General features: G+C 66.0%; 15 protein-coding genes. 5 read left to right on the top strand and 10 right to left on the bottom strand.

Annotation, left to right across the window (positions count from 1 at the left end):
* Positions 1 to 39 precede the first annotated feature (39 nt).
* The 8 genes from MUB46_RS05550 to torT are packed head-to-tail and all read right to left on the bottom strand — an operon-like array spanning position 40 to position 8058.
* Entirely contained in the window at positions 40 to 1011 is a 972-nt protein-coding gene (locus MUB46_RS05550) for a 5-oxoprolinase subunit C family protein (protein WP_261614883.1), read from the bottom strand.
* Entirely contained in the window at positions 1001 to 1876 is an 876-nt protein-coding gene (locus MUB46_RS05555) for a 5-oxoprolinase subunit B family protein (RefSeq protein WP_261614884.1), read from the bottom strand. Before MUB46_RS05555 ends, MUB46_RS05550 begins: the two co-directional genes overlap by 11 nt.
* 17 nt (positions 1877 to 1893) lie before the next feature.
* Positions 1894 to 3255, bottom strand: coding sequence for an acetyl-CoA carboxylase biotin carboxylase subunit (locus MUB46_RS05560; protein ID WP_261614885.1), 1362 nt, complete (start codon positions 3253 to 3255; stop codon positions 1894 to 1896).
* Positions 3256 to 3267: 12 nt separating this feature from the next.
* Positions 3268 to 3507: an acetyl-CoA carboxylase gene (locus MUB46_RS05565; protein ID WP_261614886.1), complete on the bottom strand. Its 240-nt coding sequence runs from the start codon at positions 3505 to 3507 to the stop codon at positions 3268 to 3270.
* Positions 3508 to 3558: 51 nt separating this feature from the next.
* The gene (locus MUB46_RS05570) at positions 3559 to 4287 is read right to left on the bottom strand and encodes a LamB/YcsF family protein (RefSeq protein ID WP_261614887.1); all 729 of its coding nucleotides are present in this window, start codon (positions 4285 to 4287) and stop codon (positions 3559 to 3561) included.
* 42 nt (positions 4288 to 4329) lie between these two features.
* Positions 4330 to 5370: an ABC transporter permease gene (locus MUB46_RS05575; RefSeq protein ID WP_261614888.1), complete on the bottom strand. Its 1041-nt coding sequence runs from the start codon at positions 5368 to 5370 to the stop codon at positions 4330 to 4332.
* Positions 5370 to 6950: a sugar ABC transporter ATP-binding protein gene (locus tag MUB46_RS05580; RefSeq protein WP_261614889.1), complete on the bottom strand. Its 1581-nt coding sequence runs from the start codon at positions 6948 to 6950 to the stop codon at positions 5370 to 5372. Before MUB46_RS05580 ends, MUB46_RS05575 begins: the two co-directional genes overlap by 1 nt.
* A 37-nt stretch (positions 6951 to 6987) precedes the next feature.
* Positions 6988 to 8058, bottom strand: coding sequence for a TMAO reductase system periplasmic protein TorT (gene torT / locus MUB46_RS05585; RefSeq protein ID WP_261614890.1), 1071 nt, complete (start codon positions 8056 to 8058; stop codon positions 6988 to 6990).
* Between the two features lie 205 nt (positions 8059 to 8263).
* Here torT and MUB46_RS05590 point away from each other — a divergent pair, with 205 nt between their 5' ends.
* From MUB46_RS05590 to MUB46_RS05605, 4 genes are read left to right on the top strand one after another with little or no spacing between them, the layout of a single operon-like run.
* The gene (locus MUB46_RS05590; protein WP_261614891.1) at positions 8264 to 9184 is read left to right on the top strand and encodes a LysR family transcriptional regulator; all 921 of its coding nucleotides are present in this window, start codon (positions 8264 to 8266) and stop codon (positions 9182 to 9184) included.
* Positions 9185 to 9218: 34 nt separating this feature from the next.
* Positions 9219 to 9512: a cupin domain-containing protein gene (locus MUB46_RS05595; protein ID WP_261614892.1), complete on the top strand. Its 294-nt coding sequence runs from the start codon at positions 9219 to 9221 to the stop codon at positions 9510 to 9512.
* A 5-nt stretch (positions 9513 to 9517) separates the two neighbouring features.
* Positions 9518 to 9922, top strand: coding sequence for a nuclear transport factor 2 family protein (locus MUB46_RS05600; RefSeq protein WP_261614893.1), 405 nt, complete (start codon positions 9518 to 9520; stop codon positions 9920 to 9922).
* Between the two features lie 42 nt (positions 9923 to 9964).
* Positions 9965 to 11062, top strand: a complete 1098-nt coding sequence (locus MUB46_RS05605) for a DmpA family aminopeptidase (protein WP_261614894.1) — start codon at positions 9965 to 9967, stop codon at positions 11060 to 11062.
* 64 nt (positions 11063 to 11126) lie between these two features.
* Here MUB46_RS05605 and MUB46_RS05610 read toward each other — a convergent pair whose 3' ends face one another.
* Together MUB46_RS05610 and MUB46_RS05615 are read right to left on the bottom strand one after the other, a co-directional pair.
* Entirely contained in the window at positions 11127 to 12230 is a 1104-nt protein-coding gene (locus MUB46_RS05610; protein ID WP_261614895.1) for a 5-methyltetrahydropteroyltriglutamate--homocysteine S-methyltransferase, read from the bottom strand.
* 59 nt (positions 12231 to 12289) lie between these two features.
* Positions 12290 to 13045 (bottom strand): GntR family transcriptional regulator, encoded by a 756-nt coding sequence (locus MUB46_RS05615; protein WP_261615008.1) that lies wholly within the window; start codon positions 13043 to 13045, stop codon positions 12290 to 12292.
* Positions 13046 to 13297: 252 nt separating this feature from the next.
* On the opposite strand from MUB46_RS05615, the gene MUB46_RS05620 reads away from it, so the two are divergent.
* Positions 13298 to 16555, top strand: a complete 3258-nt coding sequence (locus MUB46_RS05620; RefSeq protein WP_261614896.1) for an AsmA family protein — start codon at positions 13298 to 13300, stop codon at positions 16553 to 16555.
* Positions 16556 to 17033 lie beyond the last annotated feature (478 nt).

Here is a 17033-nt window from a genome sequence, read left to right on the forward strand (position 1 = left end):
GGCGCGCCCCGATCCGCCTCCTGTCCGTGACGTTTGCGATCAGGACAAGTGCGCCCGCACCTCGTCGAGAGCAGCGTGCCGTTCCTTACGTGCCTTCAACGCCTGGTCCATGTCGACGGCGACGAACCTGGTCTCCGTATGCGGCTGCATCTGGCCTATCAGGTCCATGTCGGCGGAAATCACCGTGCCGAGCATGAAGTAGCCGCCGCCCGACACCGCATCGCGATGCAGGACGATCGGCTCGGTACCGCCGGGCACCTGGATCGAGCCATAGGGATAGCAGGCGTCGACGATGTTCGAGGGGTCGGAGCCAGCGCCGAACGGCTGCTCACGCGGCACGAAGTCCAGCGGACGACCGCCACGGAAGCGGTAGCCCATGCGGTCGCATTCGGGGGCCACCTTCCAGGTGTCCTCGAAGAAGTGCGCTCCGGCCTCCTTGGTGATGCGGTGCCAGTAGAGGCCGGGCAGCATGCGCAGCTCGACCGCGCCACTCGGCATGCGGCGCATGTTCGCGGGAACGCTGCGCCCTTCGGCCGCTCCCGCTCCCGATCCGACGGGAAGCTCGTCGCCGGCCGCGATCGCCCTGCCATCGACACCGCCAAGCGCGCCGATCGCATAGGTCGAACGACTGCCCAGCTGGACCGGCACGTCGATGCCGCCCGATACCGCAATATAGGCGCGCGCCCCCGCCTTCAGAAAATCGAAGGACAGAACCTGCCCCGCCTTCACCTTGAAGGAGGTCCAGGTCGCGCGTGGCTCGCCATCGAGCTTCGGCGGCAGATCGGCGCCGGTGACGGCCACCGTCGCGTCCTCGGTGAACTCGAGTTCCGGGCCCATGAACACGCATTCCAGGCAGGCTGCGCCCTCACCGTTGCCGACGAGCAGATTGGCGCAGTGCAGCGCGAAACGGTCCATGGCGCCGCCGATCGGAATGCCGAGGTGATAGTAGCCGGGCCGGCCGAGGTCCTGAATGGTGGTGGCGAGCCCCGGATTGTTGACCTTAATTGCCATAGAGCCCCTCCATCAGCTTGGCGTTGTAGCCGTCGATATCCTTTTCGAATTCCCCGAGATCGAAGGTCACGTCGTGGGTCCGCGGCGTGAACGTGTTGGCTTCGACCTGGGCAACCGCTTCGTCATACTCCTCGCGGCCGATCGGCTTCCATTTGACGATATCGCCGGGCTTGAAGAAGACCATGAAGTCGCTGAGGTAGTTGATTTCCTGATTGGGATCGAAGATCGGCATCGGGGTGATGCCGAACATCTGGTAGCCACCAGCGCCGCGCACCGAATAGATGCAGCCGAAGCAGCCGCCGATGCCGACGGTGAGCCTCGGCGTGTCGGTACGAGGCCGCAGATACTTCGGCACCTCGATCTGCCGGGCGCGCTCGACCATCTGGTAGAGGAACGGCAGGCCGGAGACGAAGCCGACCATCGACACGAACCACGGCGCCCCGGAATGGGCCTCGATGAACTTGTCGACTGTGTCGTAGCCGTTGATGCGGGCGGCATACTCGATGTCAGTCGCGCTCGGATCCTGATGCCGCTCCCGGAAGCGCATCAGCGTCTCGTGCGTCCACGGGTCCTGGTAGAAGACCGGAACTTCGACGATGCGCGTAGCGATCCGCGACTCCGCCTTTTCGGCTGCCACCTCCAACGACTTCAGCTCCTTGAGCATGTCGTCGGGATGGATCACGTCGGGATCGAACTTGATCTGGAACGACGCATTGGCCGGGCAGATCTCGGTAACGCCCTTGATTTCCGCCTCTTTCACCGCACTGGTGATCGACAGGCTCTTGAAGAAGGCCTCAAGGGACATTTCCTCGTTGACTTCGACGAAGATGTGCTCGTCGCCGCCAAAGGAGTATCTGTTTTCCATCTTTGGCTAACTCCCCCTCACAACTGCTTTGCGTTCGACTCGAGCCAATGCTCGAGCCAGCGGGTATGCACCGCGTTGGCACGGACGTCCGGATCGCCGGCCAGTGCCGCGTACAACGGAATGGTCGTCTTGACGCCGGCGACCTCCAGTTCGCCGAGCGCCCGTTTCATCCGAACGATGGCGCGCTCGCGATCCTCGCCCCAGACGATCAGTTTTCCCAGCAGCGAGTCGTAGAAGGGCGGAATGGCGTAGCCCTGGTAGAGCATGGTGTCGAAGCGCACGCCCGGTCCGCCGGGAATGCGCAGGCCGCCGACGACGCCCGGGAACGGCATGAAGTCGTTGGACGGATCCTCGGCGTTGATACGCACCTCGATGGCGTGGCCGCGCCGGGTGACGTCCTGCTGCCTGAGACGCAGCGGCTCGCCGCCTGCGATCCTCAGCATCTCGCCGACGAGATCGACCCCGGTGATCCACTCGGTCACCGGATGCTCGACCTGGATGCGGGTGTTCATTTCGATGAAATAGAAGTCGCCGCTGGCATCGTCGTAAAGATATTCCAGCGTGCCGGCGCCGCGATAATTGACCGATTGCGCCAATGCGACGGCGGAGTCGCACAGCCGTTGGCGGGCGTCCTCGGACAAGGCGGTCGAAGGCGCCTCCTCCCACACCTTCTGGCGGCGTCGCTGCAACGAGCATTCGCGCTCGAAACAATGGATGACGTTGGTACCGTCGCCGAGCACCTGCACCTCGATATGCCGCGCCTGCCCGACCACCTTTTCCACGTAGAGCCCGCCGTCGCCGAAGGCCGAGCGGGCCTCGGTCTGGGCGAGCTGGAAGAACTGCGCGAACTCCTTCGGGTCGTGGGCAATGCGGATTCCGCGACCGCCGCCGCCGGCGGCGGCCTTGATCATCACCGGATATCCGATCTTCCCGGCGAGCGCTTCGGCTTCGGCGACGTCGTCGATGCGCCCGTCGCTGCCGGGCACCGTCGGCACGCCGGCTTTCGCCGCGGCGGCGCGGGCGGCCACCTTGTCGCCCATCATCCGGATCGTGTCGCCGCGCGGTCCGACGAATGTCAGCCCCGCCGCCTCGACCGCGTCGGCGAAATGCGAGCTTTCGGCCAGAAAGCCATAACCGGGATGCACGGCGTCGGCGCCGCTCGCCTTTGCCGCCTCCACGATCGCCTTGATGTTCAGGTACGATTTCGGCGCCTGGGCGGGCCCGATGTTGACGGCGGAATCGGCGAGTTGCACCGCCAGCGAAGCGGTATCGGCTTCGCTGTGGGCCTGGACCGTGCGAATGCCGAGATCACGCGCCGCACGGATGATCCGCACGGCGATCTCGCCGCGGTTGGCGACCAGCAGTTTGCGAATGGCCATGTGCTGCCCGTCTCAGCCCTTGAGCCTGGCCAGCGGCTGGCCGGCCTGGACGGCGTCCTCGTTCTCGACGAGAAACGACTCGATTTGTCCGTCGGCGTCGGCCTTGACCTCGTAGAAGGTCTTCATGACCTCGACGAGGCCGATGACCTCGCCCTTCGCGACGGCGTCGCCGTCTTCCTTGTAGGGCGCCTGGTCAGGCGCCGGCTTGCGATAGAAGGTTCCCGGCAGCGGGGAGAGGATTTCGATGCTCATGGTATCCCGTCTCTCTTCTTCGTTCGAATTGTCCGTAAGGCTCGCCGTCGCTCAGGCCGCCTCGAGATAGGGCGCGACCGCGTCGCGTACGGCCCTGGCAACCTCGACCGCATTCGGCGTATCGGAGTGGACGCAGATCGCGTCGGCGCGCACCGGAATGTCGTTGCCGTCGACGGACTTCGTCACCCCTTCCCGGACCGCGCGCACCGCGCGCTCGGCCGCATCCTGCGGGTCGACAGGATCGTGTTCGCGCGTAATGAGCAGCTTGCCCTGACCGTTATAGTAGAGGTCGGCATAGTACTCGGCGATGAAGACATGTCCGCGCGCGGTGTAGACCTTCTCGTGGCAGGTCTCGATCATGCCCATGATCGGTAAATCGTAGATGTCCGCGGCATCGCAGACCGCGTGCGCCACGTCCTCCATCCGCGCGGCCATGCCGTAAAGCGCTCCATGCGGCTTGATGTGGTTGAGCGGCATGCCCTCGGCGTCGAGGAAGCCCTTCAACGCGCCGATCTGATAGATTAGGCAGTTGGCCAGCTCGTCGCGCGGCATCGTCATTTCGCGCCGACCGAAACCCTGCAGGTCGGGCAGCGAGGGATGGGCGCCGACCTTGACGCCGTGCTTCTTCGCCAGCCGCACCGTCTTGGGGATGTGGTTGAAGTCGGAAGCGTGAAAACCGCAGGCAACGTTGGCGGCCGAAATCAGCGGCATCAGCGCCTCGTCGTCGCCCATCCGATAGAGCCCGTAGCTCTCGCCCATGTCGCAGTTCAAGAACGTCATCGGTTTATGGCCTCCCTTGGGATCCGCGTGGTCATCCGTCATTCAGTCCTGGGATCCGGCGAGATACCGGAGACGGATCTGGTCGGCGATCACCGCCAGGATCAGCAACGCACCGAGCACGACCATCTGCAGATAGGATTCGATGCGCGCCAGGTTCATGCCGTTCTGCACCAGCACGATGAACAGCGCGCCCAGCACCACGTTCTCGACACGGCCGACGCCGCCGCGCAGCGAGACGCCGGCGATGACGCAGGCGGCGATGGATTCGAGCGGCATCGACGCGCCGATATTGGCTTCGCCGGTATCCAGACGGGCGGTCAGCAGCATGCCGGCGATACCGGCGAGCAGCGCCGTCAGCACGTAGGTGATGAACAGCGTCATGCGCGTGTTGATGCCCGACAGGCGCGCGGCCTTCTCGTTGCCGCCGACGGCATAGAAGTAGCGGCCCTGACGGGTCCAGTTGACGAAAAAGAAGGTAACCAGCGCCAGGAGCGCGGCGATATAGATCGGGACCGGCACGCCGAACAGTTTTCCGAAGCCGAAGAACTCGCCGAACTCGACGGGCATGCCGTAGACCGGAACGCCGCCGGTCAGGAACAGCGCTATGCCGAAGCCGACAGAGGACATGCCGAGCGTCATGATGAACGGCGACACGCCGAACACCGCCACGCCGATCCCGTTGCAGACGCCGACGGCGACACCGGCGGCAATGCCGGCCAGCGCGCCGATCGCGATCGCAAGCACGACCGCATCCGGCATCGTGGCGTATACGGCCGCCATCACCGAAGCGCCGACGACCGATGTGATCGCCAGGATGGTGCCGACCGACAGGTCGAAGCCGCCGGTCAGAAGCGCGAACATCTGGCCCAGCGAGACGATCATCAAATAGACAGACTGGCGCACGACATTGGTGAGATTTCGCGCCGACAGGAAGTTGTCGGACATCATCGTGAAGATGACAATCGCAATGACCAGCAGGAACGGCAGAACGCCGAGGCGGATGAAGAGGAACTTCATCCAGTAGGCGAGATCGCGCTTCGGTGCGGAGATATCGGCCTTGGTTCCGGTCTCGGGGCTGGCCATCACGCCGCCTCCCTTTCGAAGAAATGCTTGAGCAGGTTTTCCTCGGTGATGTCCTCACCGTGGACCTCGGCCATCACCCGGCCGCGGTAGAACACGTAGACGCGGTTCGTAAGGTGCAGGATCTCGGGCAGATCCGAGGAGATAAGCACCACCGCGGCACCGGCCTCGCAGAGGTCGCGGATAAACGCGTAGATCGCCGCGCGCGTACCGACATCGACACCGACGGTCGGCTCATCGAAGACATAGACGTCGACGGGCCGCGTCAGGCATTTGGCAAGCAGCACCTTCTGCTGGTTGCCGCCGGAGAAATGGTCGACGGCGCGCTCGATGCGGCGCGGCTGCAGATTCATGCGGTCGGCGAGTTCGCCCGCCCTGCGCGCCTCGCCAACGCGGTCGAGCAAGCCCCCCTTGGCGAACGGAGCGCGGTCGAGCGAGGGCAGCGACATGTTCTCGCGGCAGGAGCGCATCATTATCAGCCCCTCCTCGCGCCTGTCCGGCGGAATGTAGAACAGGCCGCGGTTCATCCGCTCGCGGGTCGAAAGGCCGCTTATGTCCTCGCCTTTCAGAGTGACCTTACCAGTGGCAACAGGGTCGACGCCGAACGCGGCGCGCATGATCTCGGACTTGCCGGAGCCGACTAGGCCGGCCAGGCCGACGATCTCGCCGCTCCTGACGGTGAGCGAGGCATCCACCACCGTCTTCTTCGGCGTGGTCAAGCGATCGATCCGCAGCCTTTCCTCGCCGGGTTCGAACCTGATGCTCGGGAACAGCTCGGAGATGACCCGTCCGGTCATCAGGCGGACCAGTTCTTCGTCGCCTGCGGTCTTGGCGTCCAGCGTCGCGACATAGCGGCCGTCGCGCAGCACCGTGATGCGGTCGCCGATGCGGCGGATTTCCTGCATACGATGGGTGATGTAGACCACCCCGACACCCTCGGCTTTGATCTGATCGATCAGGGCGAAGAGCTGCTCGGTCTCGCGATCGGTCAGCGAGGCCGTCGGCTCGTCGAGAATGAGAACCGACAGATCCGAACGAAACGCCTTGGCAATTTCGACCATCTGCTGTTCGGCACGGGTCAGATGCTGTACCCGGTCGCCGGGCCGCAACGGGAAGCCGAGCCGGTCGATGATCTCCTGGGCACGGCGATGAAGTGCGACCTTGTCCAAGACGCCGCCGCGCGTGATCTCCGCTCCCAGGAACAGGTTTTCCTCGACGGTCATCTGCGGGACCAGGGAGAATTCCTGGAACACCGCCGAAATGCCGAGTTCCCGTGCCTGATGGACCGACTCGTGCTCGATCTTCTCGCCCCGGAAGCGGACCTCGCCCTGGGTCGGCCGCTGCACGCCGGCGAGAATGGAAATCAACGTGGACTTGCCCGCCCCATTCTCCCCGAACAGGATGTGCACCTCACCCGGCTTCAGATCGAAATCGACCCGGTCGAGCGCCAGCACCCCCGGATACTGCTTGGATATCCCGCGCGTCTCGAGGAGAGGGGCGGCCCCGAAAGCGGGGCCCCTGTCGTTCCCGGGGGAAGAGGCGGCCCCGAAAGCGGGGCCGCCGCGCTGATCTTCCGTGTTCATGGCGAACCGGGTCCTGTGCGCGGCGGCTGTTCGCGGCCTACTCGACCCGGAAGACCGGCTTGAAGCCGTCCGGGGCAAGCGTCGAGGACGGATCGAAGTCCTTGATCGTGTCCTGGCTGACCACATAGAGCGCCGGACCGACGTGCTTCATGTAGTCCTTGCCTTCGAGGATGCGGACCGCCTGATCGACGGCGATACGGCCCTGGATCACGGTGGAGTCGGTCGGGGCGGCGAGGATCTGGCCGCGCCGGATGCCCTGATCGACGCCGGGCGTGAAGTAATAGGACAGCACCTTGACCTGATCGGTCAGGCCGCGGTCGCGCAGGATCGGAACGGCCGCTTCGGCGGTTACGGCCGTGCCGACGATGTAGTCGAGGTCGGGATGGGCCTCGAGGGTATCCTCGACCAGCTTCGACTGGGCTTCCTTGCCGGTGTCGCCGTACTTGGTCTCGACGACCTCGACGGCACTGCCGTCCACGGCACCGATGAAGCCAGTGTTGCCGGCCTCCACCCAGCCGGCGCCCGCCGGGCCCGGGAACCAGCCGACCTTCACCGTCTCGGAACCCGCGGGATGAGCCTCGGCCAGGAACTGACCGGCCTTGGCGCCCATTTCGCCGAAGGAGACGAGCGATTTGGCCGACAGTTCCGGCGAGGACATGCCGTTGATCACGTCGATCACGGGAATGTCTTTCTTGCGGATCTCGGAAACCAGGTTGTTGAGGCCGTCGAAGGAGATTGCGCCGATGATGACGGCGTCCGCCCCCGCGGCCACGCAGTCCTCGATCTGGGAGACCTGCTTCTGTAGCTCGGTGTAGCCGCCCGCTTCGACGAGCTGCATCTTGACCCCGAGGCGCTTGGCTTCTTCGGACACGCCGTAGTCGACGCCGAGCCAGTAGGCATCCTTCATGTGCGGGAACGAGACGCACAGCTCCCAAGGCTTGCTGGCCTTGTCGAGCGGCACGTATTCAACCGAGGTTCGCGGGCTCGCCATGTCGAAGGGCGGATCCCACGATTCAACCGGATAAGGGAACCAGTCGGCCGCCGAAGCCGCACCGGCGGCCCCGACGAGGATGGCCGCAACAGCGGCACCTTGAAGATAGCGGTTCATCAACACCTCCCAAGTGGACCCGGATAGCGCGGCAGGGTGCAGCCGCAAGGTCGGTCCCTATGTTTGCGCAGGTTGATGGTATTGTTAAATCGAAAATGCTGTGCTCCAGTATCACGAATATTGATATCTATTGCACCGTTTCGATGCCGCTTTTTCGGGCATGCCAGAAAAAGTGCAACTTAGGAGATGATCCGGGGGCTACTGGATGACGCTATCCTTGCGCCAATTGCGCTACTTCGTCGGCGCTGCGGAGACCGGCCAGGTTTCACGCGCCGCCGTCGAGCTGAATGTCTCGCAATCCGCGGTAACCGGTGCGATCAAGCAACTCGAGCTGCGCCTCGGCACACGCCTGTTCGACCGCCATCCCAACGGCGTTACGCTGACCTTCGAGGGCAGCCGGTTCCTGCAGCACGCCCGCAACATCATCGCGTCCGTCGACGAGGCGCTGCGCGTCCCCAGCGTTTCGACCACCAAGGCGCAGGGTCCCATCCGCATAGGCGTGACCTATACGGTGGCCGGCTACTTCATGCCGCAGCACCAGGCGCGGTTTTCGCGCAGCTATCCCGCGGCGACCATCGAGCTGCGCGAGGCGCCGCGGGAGGCGATCGAGGAGGAGCTGATGGATGGCCGGCTCGATATCGCGGTCCTCCTTACCTCGAACCTGGAGAACCGGATGGCGCTCGACCACGAGACGTTGATCCGCTCGCGGCGGCGGCTGTGGCTGCCGATCGACCATCCTATGGCGGGCATGCCGGAGATCCGGCTGGAGCACGTGGCCCAGGAGCCCTACGTCATGCTGACCGTCGACGAGGCCCAACAGACCGCCGAACGCTATTGGGAGAAGACGCCATTTCGTCCCAGAACGATTTTCCGCACGTCCTCGGTCGAAGCCGTGCGCTCGATGGTCGCCAACGGCACCGGCATCACAATCCTCTCGGACATGGTCTACCGGCCCTGGTCCCTGGAGGGTCAGCGCATCGAAACGCGCAATGTCTATGACCTCGTCCCCTCCATGGACTTGGGACTTGCGTGGAAACGTGATGCGGAGTTGTCACCGGCGGCCCGCGCGTTCCATGATTTCATGTGCCTGACATTCAATGGTGGCGGACCGGGCCTGACCCACTAGCCCCTGCCCGCAAGCGACGATCGAGGAAGACGACATGATCGAGAGACCCAAGGCGACGCCGACCGTGCGCATCGACGACGGCCGCGTGAAGGCCACCGAATGGGCCTTCGAGCCCGGCGCCGAAACGGGATGGCACCGGCACGAACACGACTATGTGGTGGTGCCGCTGGTGAGCGGGCGCCTGCTGATCGAGATGCCGGACGGGAACGCCGCGACGGCCGAACTGACCGAGGGCATTCCCTATGCGCGCAAGGTCGGTGTCGAGCACAACGTGGTCAATGACGGGCCGGGCGAGATGCGCTTCCTCGAAGTCGAGATCACGGGGTGATCGGGATGGCGCGAGACGACACCACGGGCGACACGGCGCGTCACCGGGAACGGCTCGAGACGCTGGACCGGTTCATCGCGGCCTGGAACGCACACGACGTCGACGGCCTGATGGCCTGCATGGCACAGGACTGCGCGTTTCACGCCTCGGGCGGACCGGACGCGGACGGCGCGGTCTTCGAGGGCCGCGAAGCCGTGCGGAAAGGCTATGCCGCCATCTTCGCGGGCTTTCCCGACGCGCAATGGACCAATGGACGCCATAGCGTCTTCGGCGATCGTGGCCTCTCGCAGTGGCGCTTCATCGGCACGGCGCCGGACGGCAAGCGCGTCGAGGTCGACGGCTGCGACCTGTTCATCTTCGACGGGCCGCTGATCGCGCTGAAGGACTCCTATCGCAAGTCACGGGTCTGACGGTTCGGCGGACGCCGGCCCCACCCTCCACACGAGACCACCATGTCGAAGCCCCGCGCCCGCGACCTCGGCCTGCCCTTTCCGGGCACACCGGGCCCCTTCAATGCCATCACCGACGTGCCCGGCGTCCGCGTCGGGTTCACCACGCTTACCGACCCGGCTAAACGCATGCGCACCGGCGTCACCGCCGTCATTCCGCGCCCGGACAAGGACAGGCCCCGCCCGGTATGGGCGGGGTTCCACGCGTTCAACGGCAACGGCGAGATGACGGGCGTGCATTGGGTGAACGACGCCGGCTATTTCCTCGGCCCCGTCCTGATCACCAACACCCATGGCATCGGCGCCTGCCATCACGGCGCCGTTGAGTGGATGATCCGCACCTACGAAGCGCATTTCCGCGAGGACGACGCCTGGGCGATGCCGATCGTGGCGGAGACCTACGACGGCACCCTGAACGACATAAACGCCCTTCACGTAAAGCCCGAACACGCGATCGCCGCACTAGACGGCGCCACGTCCGGCGTCGTCGCGGAAGGCTCGGTCGGCGGCGGCAACGGCATGATCGCCTACGAATTCAAGGCCGGGACCGGCACGTCGTCGCGTCGTATCGACATTGGCGGGGAGACCTACACGGTCGCCGCGCTCGTTCAGGCCAATTTCGGGATCCGGCCGTGGTTCACGGTGCTGGGCGTGCCCGTCGGCGAGGAAATGCCCGAAAGACGGATGCGCGAGACCGAAACGGGGTCCATTATCGTCATCCTGGCGACGGATGCGCCGCTCTCCGACGCTCTCCTGCGCAATCTCGCCAAGCGCGCCGCGCTCGGCATCGGCCGGTCGGGAACTGCCGGCGGCAACAGTTCCGGCGACATCTTCCTCGCCTTCTCCGTCGCCGACGACATGGTTGATTCCGTATATGCCGGACCGGTGATCACGCGTCGCAGCCTCAACTGGGACGTGCTCGACCCGCTCTACCAGGCCGCCGTCGAGGCCGTGGACGAAAGCGTCATCAACGCCATCGTCCAGGGCGAGGACGTTGGCACCGTGAAGCCGAAGGGCAAGGTCTGCCCCGGCATCGACACCGAGGCACTGAAGGCGGTGATGGCGAAATACGGCCGCCTGAAGCCCCCCACCGCGGGTTAGCGGGTAGCCCGGCCTGGAAGGGTTGGACCCGAGTTTGCCGGCCTGGAAAGACCGACGCCGCGTCCTACCCCCAGACTTCCCTGGAAATCTCGACAATCTCCCGGAGCTTGGCCCACTGCTGGTCTTCGGTGAGAACGTTGCCCTCCTCCGTCGAGGCGAAGCCGCACTGCGGCGACAGGCAGCACTGCTCGAGGTCGACAAACTGGGTCGCCTCCTCGATGCGGCGCTTCACATCCTCCGGTTTCTCCAGCGTGCCGCTCTTCGAGGTGATCAGGCCGAGCACGATCTGCTTGTCGCCCTTCGGCACGAACCGCAGCGGTTCGAAGCCGCCGGCACGGTCGGTATCGTATTCCAGGAAATAGCCGTCGATGGCGACGTCGTTGAACATCACTTCGGCGACCGGCTCGTAGCCGCCCTCGGAGATCCAGCTCGAACGGAAGTTGCCGCGGCAGACATGCATGGTGATCATCATGTCCGAAGGACGTTCCGCGATCGCGTAGTTGATCATCTCGGCGTAGATCTTCGGCAGCGCGTCGGGGTCGTCGCCACGCTGGCGGGCCTGCTCGCGCTGCTCTTCCGAACACAGGTAGGCCCAGACCGTGTCGTCTAGCTGCAGGTAGCGGCAGCCAGCGGCGGCGAAATCCGCGACCGCCTTGCGATATGCGGCCGCCGTATCGGCGAAGAAGGCATCGAGATCCGGGTAGATGTCCTTCGAAATCGCGTTGCGTCCCATGCGGAAATGCAGCACCGACGGCGACGGGATCGTCATCTTCGGCGTGACCCTGGTATTTTCCTTCAGGAACGTGAAGTGCTCGATCATCGGATGGGTCGCGTAGTCGACCTTGCCGGTGATGTTCAGGCTGCGCGCCTTGGTCTGGATGCCGTGGAACTGGATCGACTTCTCGCCGGCCACCAGTTCGACACCGTCCAGCATCGCGAGGAAATCGAAGTGCCACCAGGAACGGCGGAACTCGCCGTCGGTGGCGAGCAGCAGGCCGACCTCTTCCTGCTTGGTGATGATCTTCCGGATTTCCGAGTCCTCTACGGCTTTCAGGTTGGCGTCGGAAATCTCGCCGGCCTCGTGCCTGGCGCGGGCCTCCTTCAACGGCGCGGTGCGCAGGATCGAGCCGACATGATCGGCGCGGAAGGGCGGGATGGTTCTCTGCATGGGGCTTCCTCCTTGGGTGATTTCTTATCTGTTGGCTGGCTTGTCTGTCCGGCTGGATGTCAGGTCCGTCCGCGGCGGCGCAGTAGTGCCGCGCCCGGGATGCGGTCGAAGGCCTCCCGGTTCCGGAGCGCATAGCGCAGGTTGCGGCTGGCCAGGCGGGCGTGCTCGCGCATGATCGCCTCTGCGCGCGCGCCTTCGCGCGCTTCGATCGCGTCGACGACGCAGCGGTGATGGTCCTGGGCGACGGTCAGCACGGTGCGCGCCTCGGGCACGTCTTCCTGGATCAGCACGAAGGCGCTCGGCGAGGCGAACGGCAGGGTCACGACGCGTTCGATCTGGCGCTCGACGACATGACTGCCGGCGAGATCGGTCAGCATCCGGTGGAAGCGGGCATTGAGGGCGATGTAGTCGGCGAAGCGGCCGCCGCCGGCCAGATGGCGCTCGACCACCGCGTCCAGTTCGCCGAGACAATCGCGGACCGAGACGAGATCGCTGGCCGAGGGGCCGCGTTCGGCGGCGAGGCGGGCGGCAAGCCCCTCGAGCGTCCCGCGGATCTCTATGGCCTCGAAAACATCCCGTTCGGTGAAGGACTTAACGGAGAACCCGCCGGACGGGATGGCTTCCAGGAGCCCCTCCTCCTCGAGCCTGACGAGCGCCATGCGGACCGGCGTGCGCGAGACGCCCAGCCGGTCGACCATGGAGAGCTCGGAGATGCGCTCGCCGGGCTCGAGCTCGCCGGACAGGATCAGGTCGCGGAGGGCAAGCTGCGCCTTCACCGTCTGCGACAGCGAGCGGTCGACCTCCTTGTCGGGCATCGCCGTCATCGGCGCGCCCGTGTCAGGCGGATACGCGCAAGCACCGGATTCCTCCCAGAAATCCTCGCCTTTTGTCCTTGTATACAGGATGCATACGCGCCGGACAATGCAGACGAATGACGGACACGGACAGGACCGGCACGACCAGGTCCGGCGCCGAGTTGCGGCTTGCCCTCACGCGGTCATCTTTTTTTAGGATTCTGGTCTAGTTTCATTAACCAATTCGAATCGTTGGCGTATTGGAGGTGTTCGTTGCGACGCGCGCTGTGGGGAATTGCCGCTCTCATCATTATCGGCGTCGTCGCGATCCTGATCGCGCCGCTGTTCATATCGGCCGAGAACGTCCGTAACACCTTGTTCGATCAGGTGGAATCGGCGACGGGATACCGCATCCGCGTGGCCGGCGACCTTGACATCTCGGTGTTCCCCTCGCTCGACCTGGTGGCGGGCGAGGTTTCCGTTTCGCAGCGGATCGGCGAGCAATATCAAGATGTTGCGGTCGCCGACGAGCTGCGCTTCGGGCTCGCCCTGTCGTCGCTGCTGTCCGGCAGGGTGCGGATGACCGAGATCGCGCTGGTTGGTCCGGTGATCACCGTGCCGCAGGCGGAGTCACGGGAAAGCACTGCAGGATCAGACACTTCCGGCGGGTCGGACTCTCCCGCCGAGGCGCTGAAAAGCCTGTCGCTCGACCGGCTGAGCATCGAGGACGGTACGGTGCAGCTGGCCGATGGCAGGCAGGTCTCCGCGCTCGACCTGACGGCCTCGCTGGCCGACTTCGACGCGCCCCTGACCCTTGATCTGAAAGCGGTTTTCGACGGCAACCCGATCTCGCTCGCCGGCGAGATCGGCCGGTTCGGGCCATTCCTGCAGGGTGAGGTCGCCCCGGTCGCCATTTCGGTCGGCTATCCGTCGGCTCTGGCGTCGGATCTGTCGGTTTCGGGTCGGGCCCTCTACACCGGCGACGCCTTCGCGCTGGAACCGTTCGAGGCGCGTGCCGGCGACAGCGCCTTCGGCGGCGAAATTCGGGTCGACATGAGCCAGCCGGTCACGCGCATCCGGGCGTCGCTGAACGGCGAGGTCCTGGACCTGGACTCGCTGCTGGCCACGGGCGGGGCGAGCGAGGGACAGGCGGCGGCCCCCTCCCCCGACACCTCCGACCAGCCGATCGACTTCTCCGCGCTCGAGACCACGGTCGCGGACGTCGACGTGTCCGTCTCCAAGGTGGTGGTGTCGGGCATCGCCATCACGCCGCTGGTCGCCAACCTGCATGTCGGCGAGGGCAAGGCCAACCTGGTCGCCGACCTGATCGGGGTGGGCAGCGCCTCGGGCATGGCCTCGCTGGCGCTCGATGCGACGCGCGAGAGCCCCTATGTCAGCGGCAAGCTGCGCATCACCGGCGTGGATCTGGGCGAAGCGAGCCGGCTCGCCGGCGAGAGCGCGGTGCCGGTCTCGGGCACGGCGGGCGCCGACATCGTCTTCGCCACCGCCGGGCGCACGCCGGCGGAGCTGAAGGCGCGCATCAACGCGTCCGGCTCGCTGTCGCTGCAGAACGGCTCGGCGACCGTCGCCGCCCTGTCCGGCGCGACCGGCAAGCAGGGCACCGAGCGGATCACCGACATCAACGCGACGGCCAAGTTCGAGGACCTGATCAAGCCGGTCAGCGTCGCCGGCTCGGCGGCATGGAACGGCGAGCGCTTCGACCTGTCGGCCACCGCCGACGTGCGCGGCATCCTCGCCGGCCAGTCCTCCGGCGTGCAGGCGCAGGCGCGCTCCCAGCGCGTCTCGGCGGGCTTCAACGGCAAGGTCTCGGCGGCCGGCGCCGCCGACGGCCGGGTGTCGCTGGAAACCGCCTCGCTCACCGGGTTGATGCGCTGGCTCGGCCAGAAGCCGGCCTGGCAATCCGGCTTCGAGGCGTTCTCCGTCGACGGCCGGCTGGCCGTTTCCGAGACCGCCATCGCCTTCGAGGACACGCGGATCCGCCTCGACGACACGGAAGGCACCGGTTCGGGCAAGGTGACGCTCGGGGCGAAGCCGTCGGTGACCGCCAAGCTCGATCTGGAGACGCTGAACGTCAATCCGTATCTGGGCGAGGCCGGTCGCGAGCCGGCGGGGCAACCGGCCGCGGGCGGCCCGGCGGGATGGAGCACCGATCGCATCGACTTCTCGGCGCTGAACGCGCTCGACGCCGACCTCGCGCTTTCGGTGAAGCGGCTGGTCTACAAGCGGATCAGGACCGGTCCGGTGGCGATCTCGGCGAAGATCTCCGGCGGCAAGCTCGACGCGCAGCTCTCCAACCTGAAGCTCTACAAGGGCGCGGGCACCGGCACGCTGCAGGTCGACGCGTCCGGCCAGACGCCGACGCAGGGCTTCAAATTCTCGCTGTCCGGCCTCGATGCCTTCCCCTTCCTGCGTGATGCCGCCGGCTTCTCGCGCATCGAGGGCACCGCGGCGATCGCCGTCGACCTGACCGCGCGCGGCCAGAGCCAACGCGAAATCGTCTCCGCGCTGAACGGCACCGCGAGCTTCGAGTTCAAGAACGGCGCGGTCCGTGGCATCAATGTCGCCAAGATGGCGCGCAACCTCACCTCCGGCGTCCTGTCGGGCTGGGGCTCGGGCGAGGCCGAGAAGACCGACTTCGCCTCGCTGGGCGCGAGCTTCGCGGTCGCCGACGGCAAGGCCAGGACCGACGACCTGCATCTTTACGGCCCGCTGGTGCGCGTGAGCGGCGCCGGCACCGTCGACATGCCGGCCCAGACGCTCGACCTCAAGGTCGATCCGAAGGTGGTGGCCAGCCTCGAGGGCCAGGGCGGCCAGGCCGACCTGGAGGGCCTCGGCGTGCCGGTCGTCGTCGCCGGCCCGTGGGCGAGCCCGAAGATCTATCCCGACATCGCCGGCATCCTGCAGAACCCGCAGGCCGCCTACCAGCAGCTGCAGAAGCTCGGCGGCGGGCTGTTCAACCTGCCCGGCGCGGGGGCGCTGGGCGGCGGGGCATTGGGCGGTAAGGACGACGCCCTCGGCGGCGTCGCCGACAAGATCAAGGAAGAGACCGGCGTCGACATCGGCGACATCCTCAAGGACGGCAAGATCGACGAGGACGCGCTGAAGGGCGGCGCGCTCAAGGGGCTGGAGCAGCTTCTAGGCGGCGGCTCGGGCGGCCAGGCCACCGGCGGACAACCGGCGGCAAAGCCGGCGGCTAAGCCGCAGGCCCAGCCCAAGGGCAAGGCCGAGGGCAAGCAGCAGCAGCCCAAAGCCAAGGACGGCCCCAAGGCCAAGGACGCGCCGAAGGCCGGGCCCGAGCCCGGGCCTAAGGCCCAGGAAAAGAAGGGCGGCAAGAAGGCCAAGACCGACGCGGCCGCGAAAGAGACCGCCGACGAGCCCGCCAAAGAGACCGACGGCGACGCCAAGACGCGGAGAAAGAAGAAGAACGCGGATCAGGCCGACCAGACCGAGGAGATGGACCCGGAAGAGGCGGCCAAGCAGCTGCTGCAGGATTTGTTGAAGAAGGAGTGAGGGGCGCCGGACGGCACTGGATCCCAGGGTCACGCCCGGGCACCAACCCTAATATCCCTACGTCATCGCCGGGCTTGACCCGGCGATCTCAGGCCGCACTATCCGGGCATGGGCGGCTCGGCTCTTCGCATAACAAGCGCTCGGCGAGACCAGTGTGGCGGAAACGAAGCGCCGTTTACGCGGCACCGCCGCGTGGGCCCCGGATCAAGTCCGGGGCACGAGTCCGTGACGGTCGGCAAGACCGTGCGCCCTGCCCGTTCCGCGTCTTTCACGGCCTTAACCCCTGCGTCATCGCCGGCTCGACGCGGCACGCTCCCCCAAGCGCCACCGCCGTGCCGGATCGCACGAGATGCCCGGGTCAGGCCCGGGCATGACGTGAGGTAGGACGGCTCCGCCCCAATCCACGCATTCAACCATCGCCCAGCGCACCCGGCCCCGGCGACGTCAACCGTCTCCGGAACCATCTCCGTCCGTCCCC

Origin of the sequence: Microbaculum marinisediminis (assembly GCF_025397915.1) — a bacterium.
Lineage (GTDB): Bacteria > Pseudomonadota > Alphaproteobacteria > Rhizobiales > Tepidamorphaceae > Microbaculum > Microbaculum marinisediminis.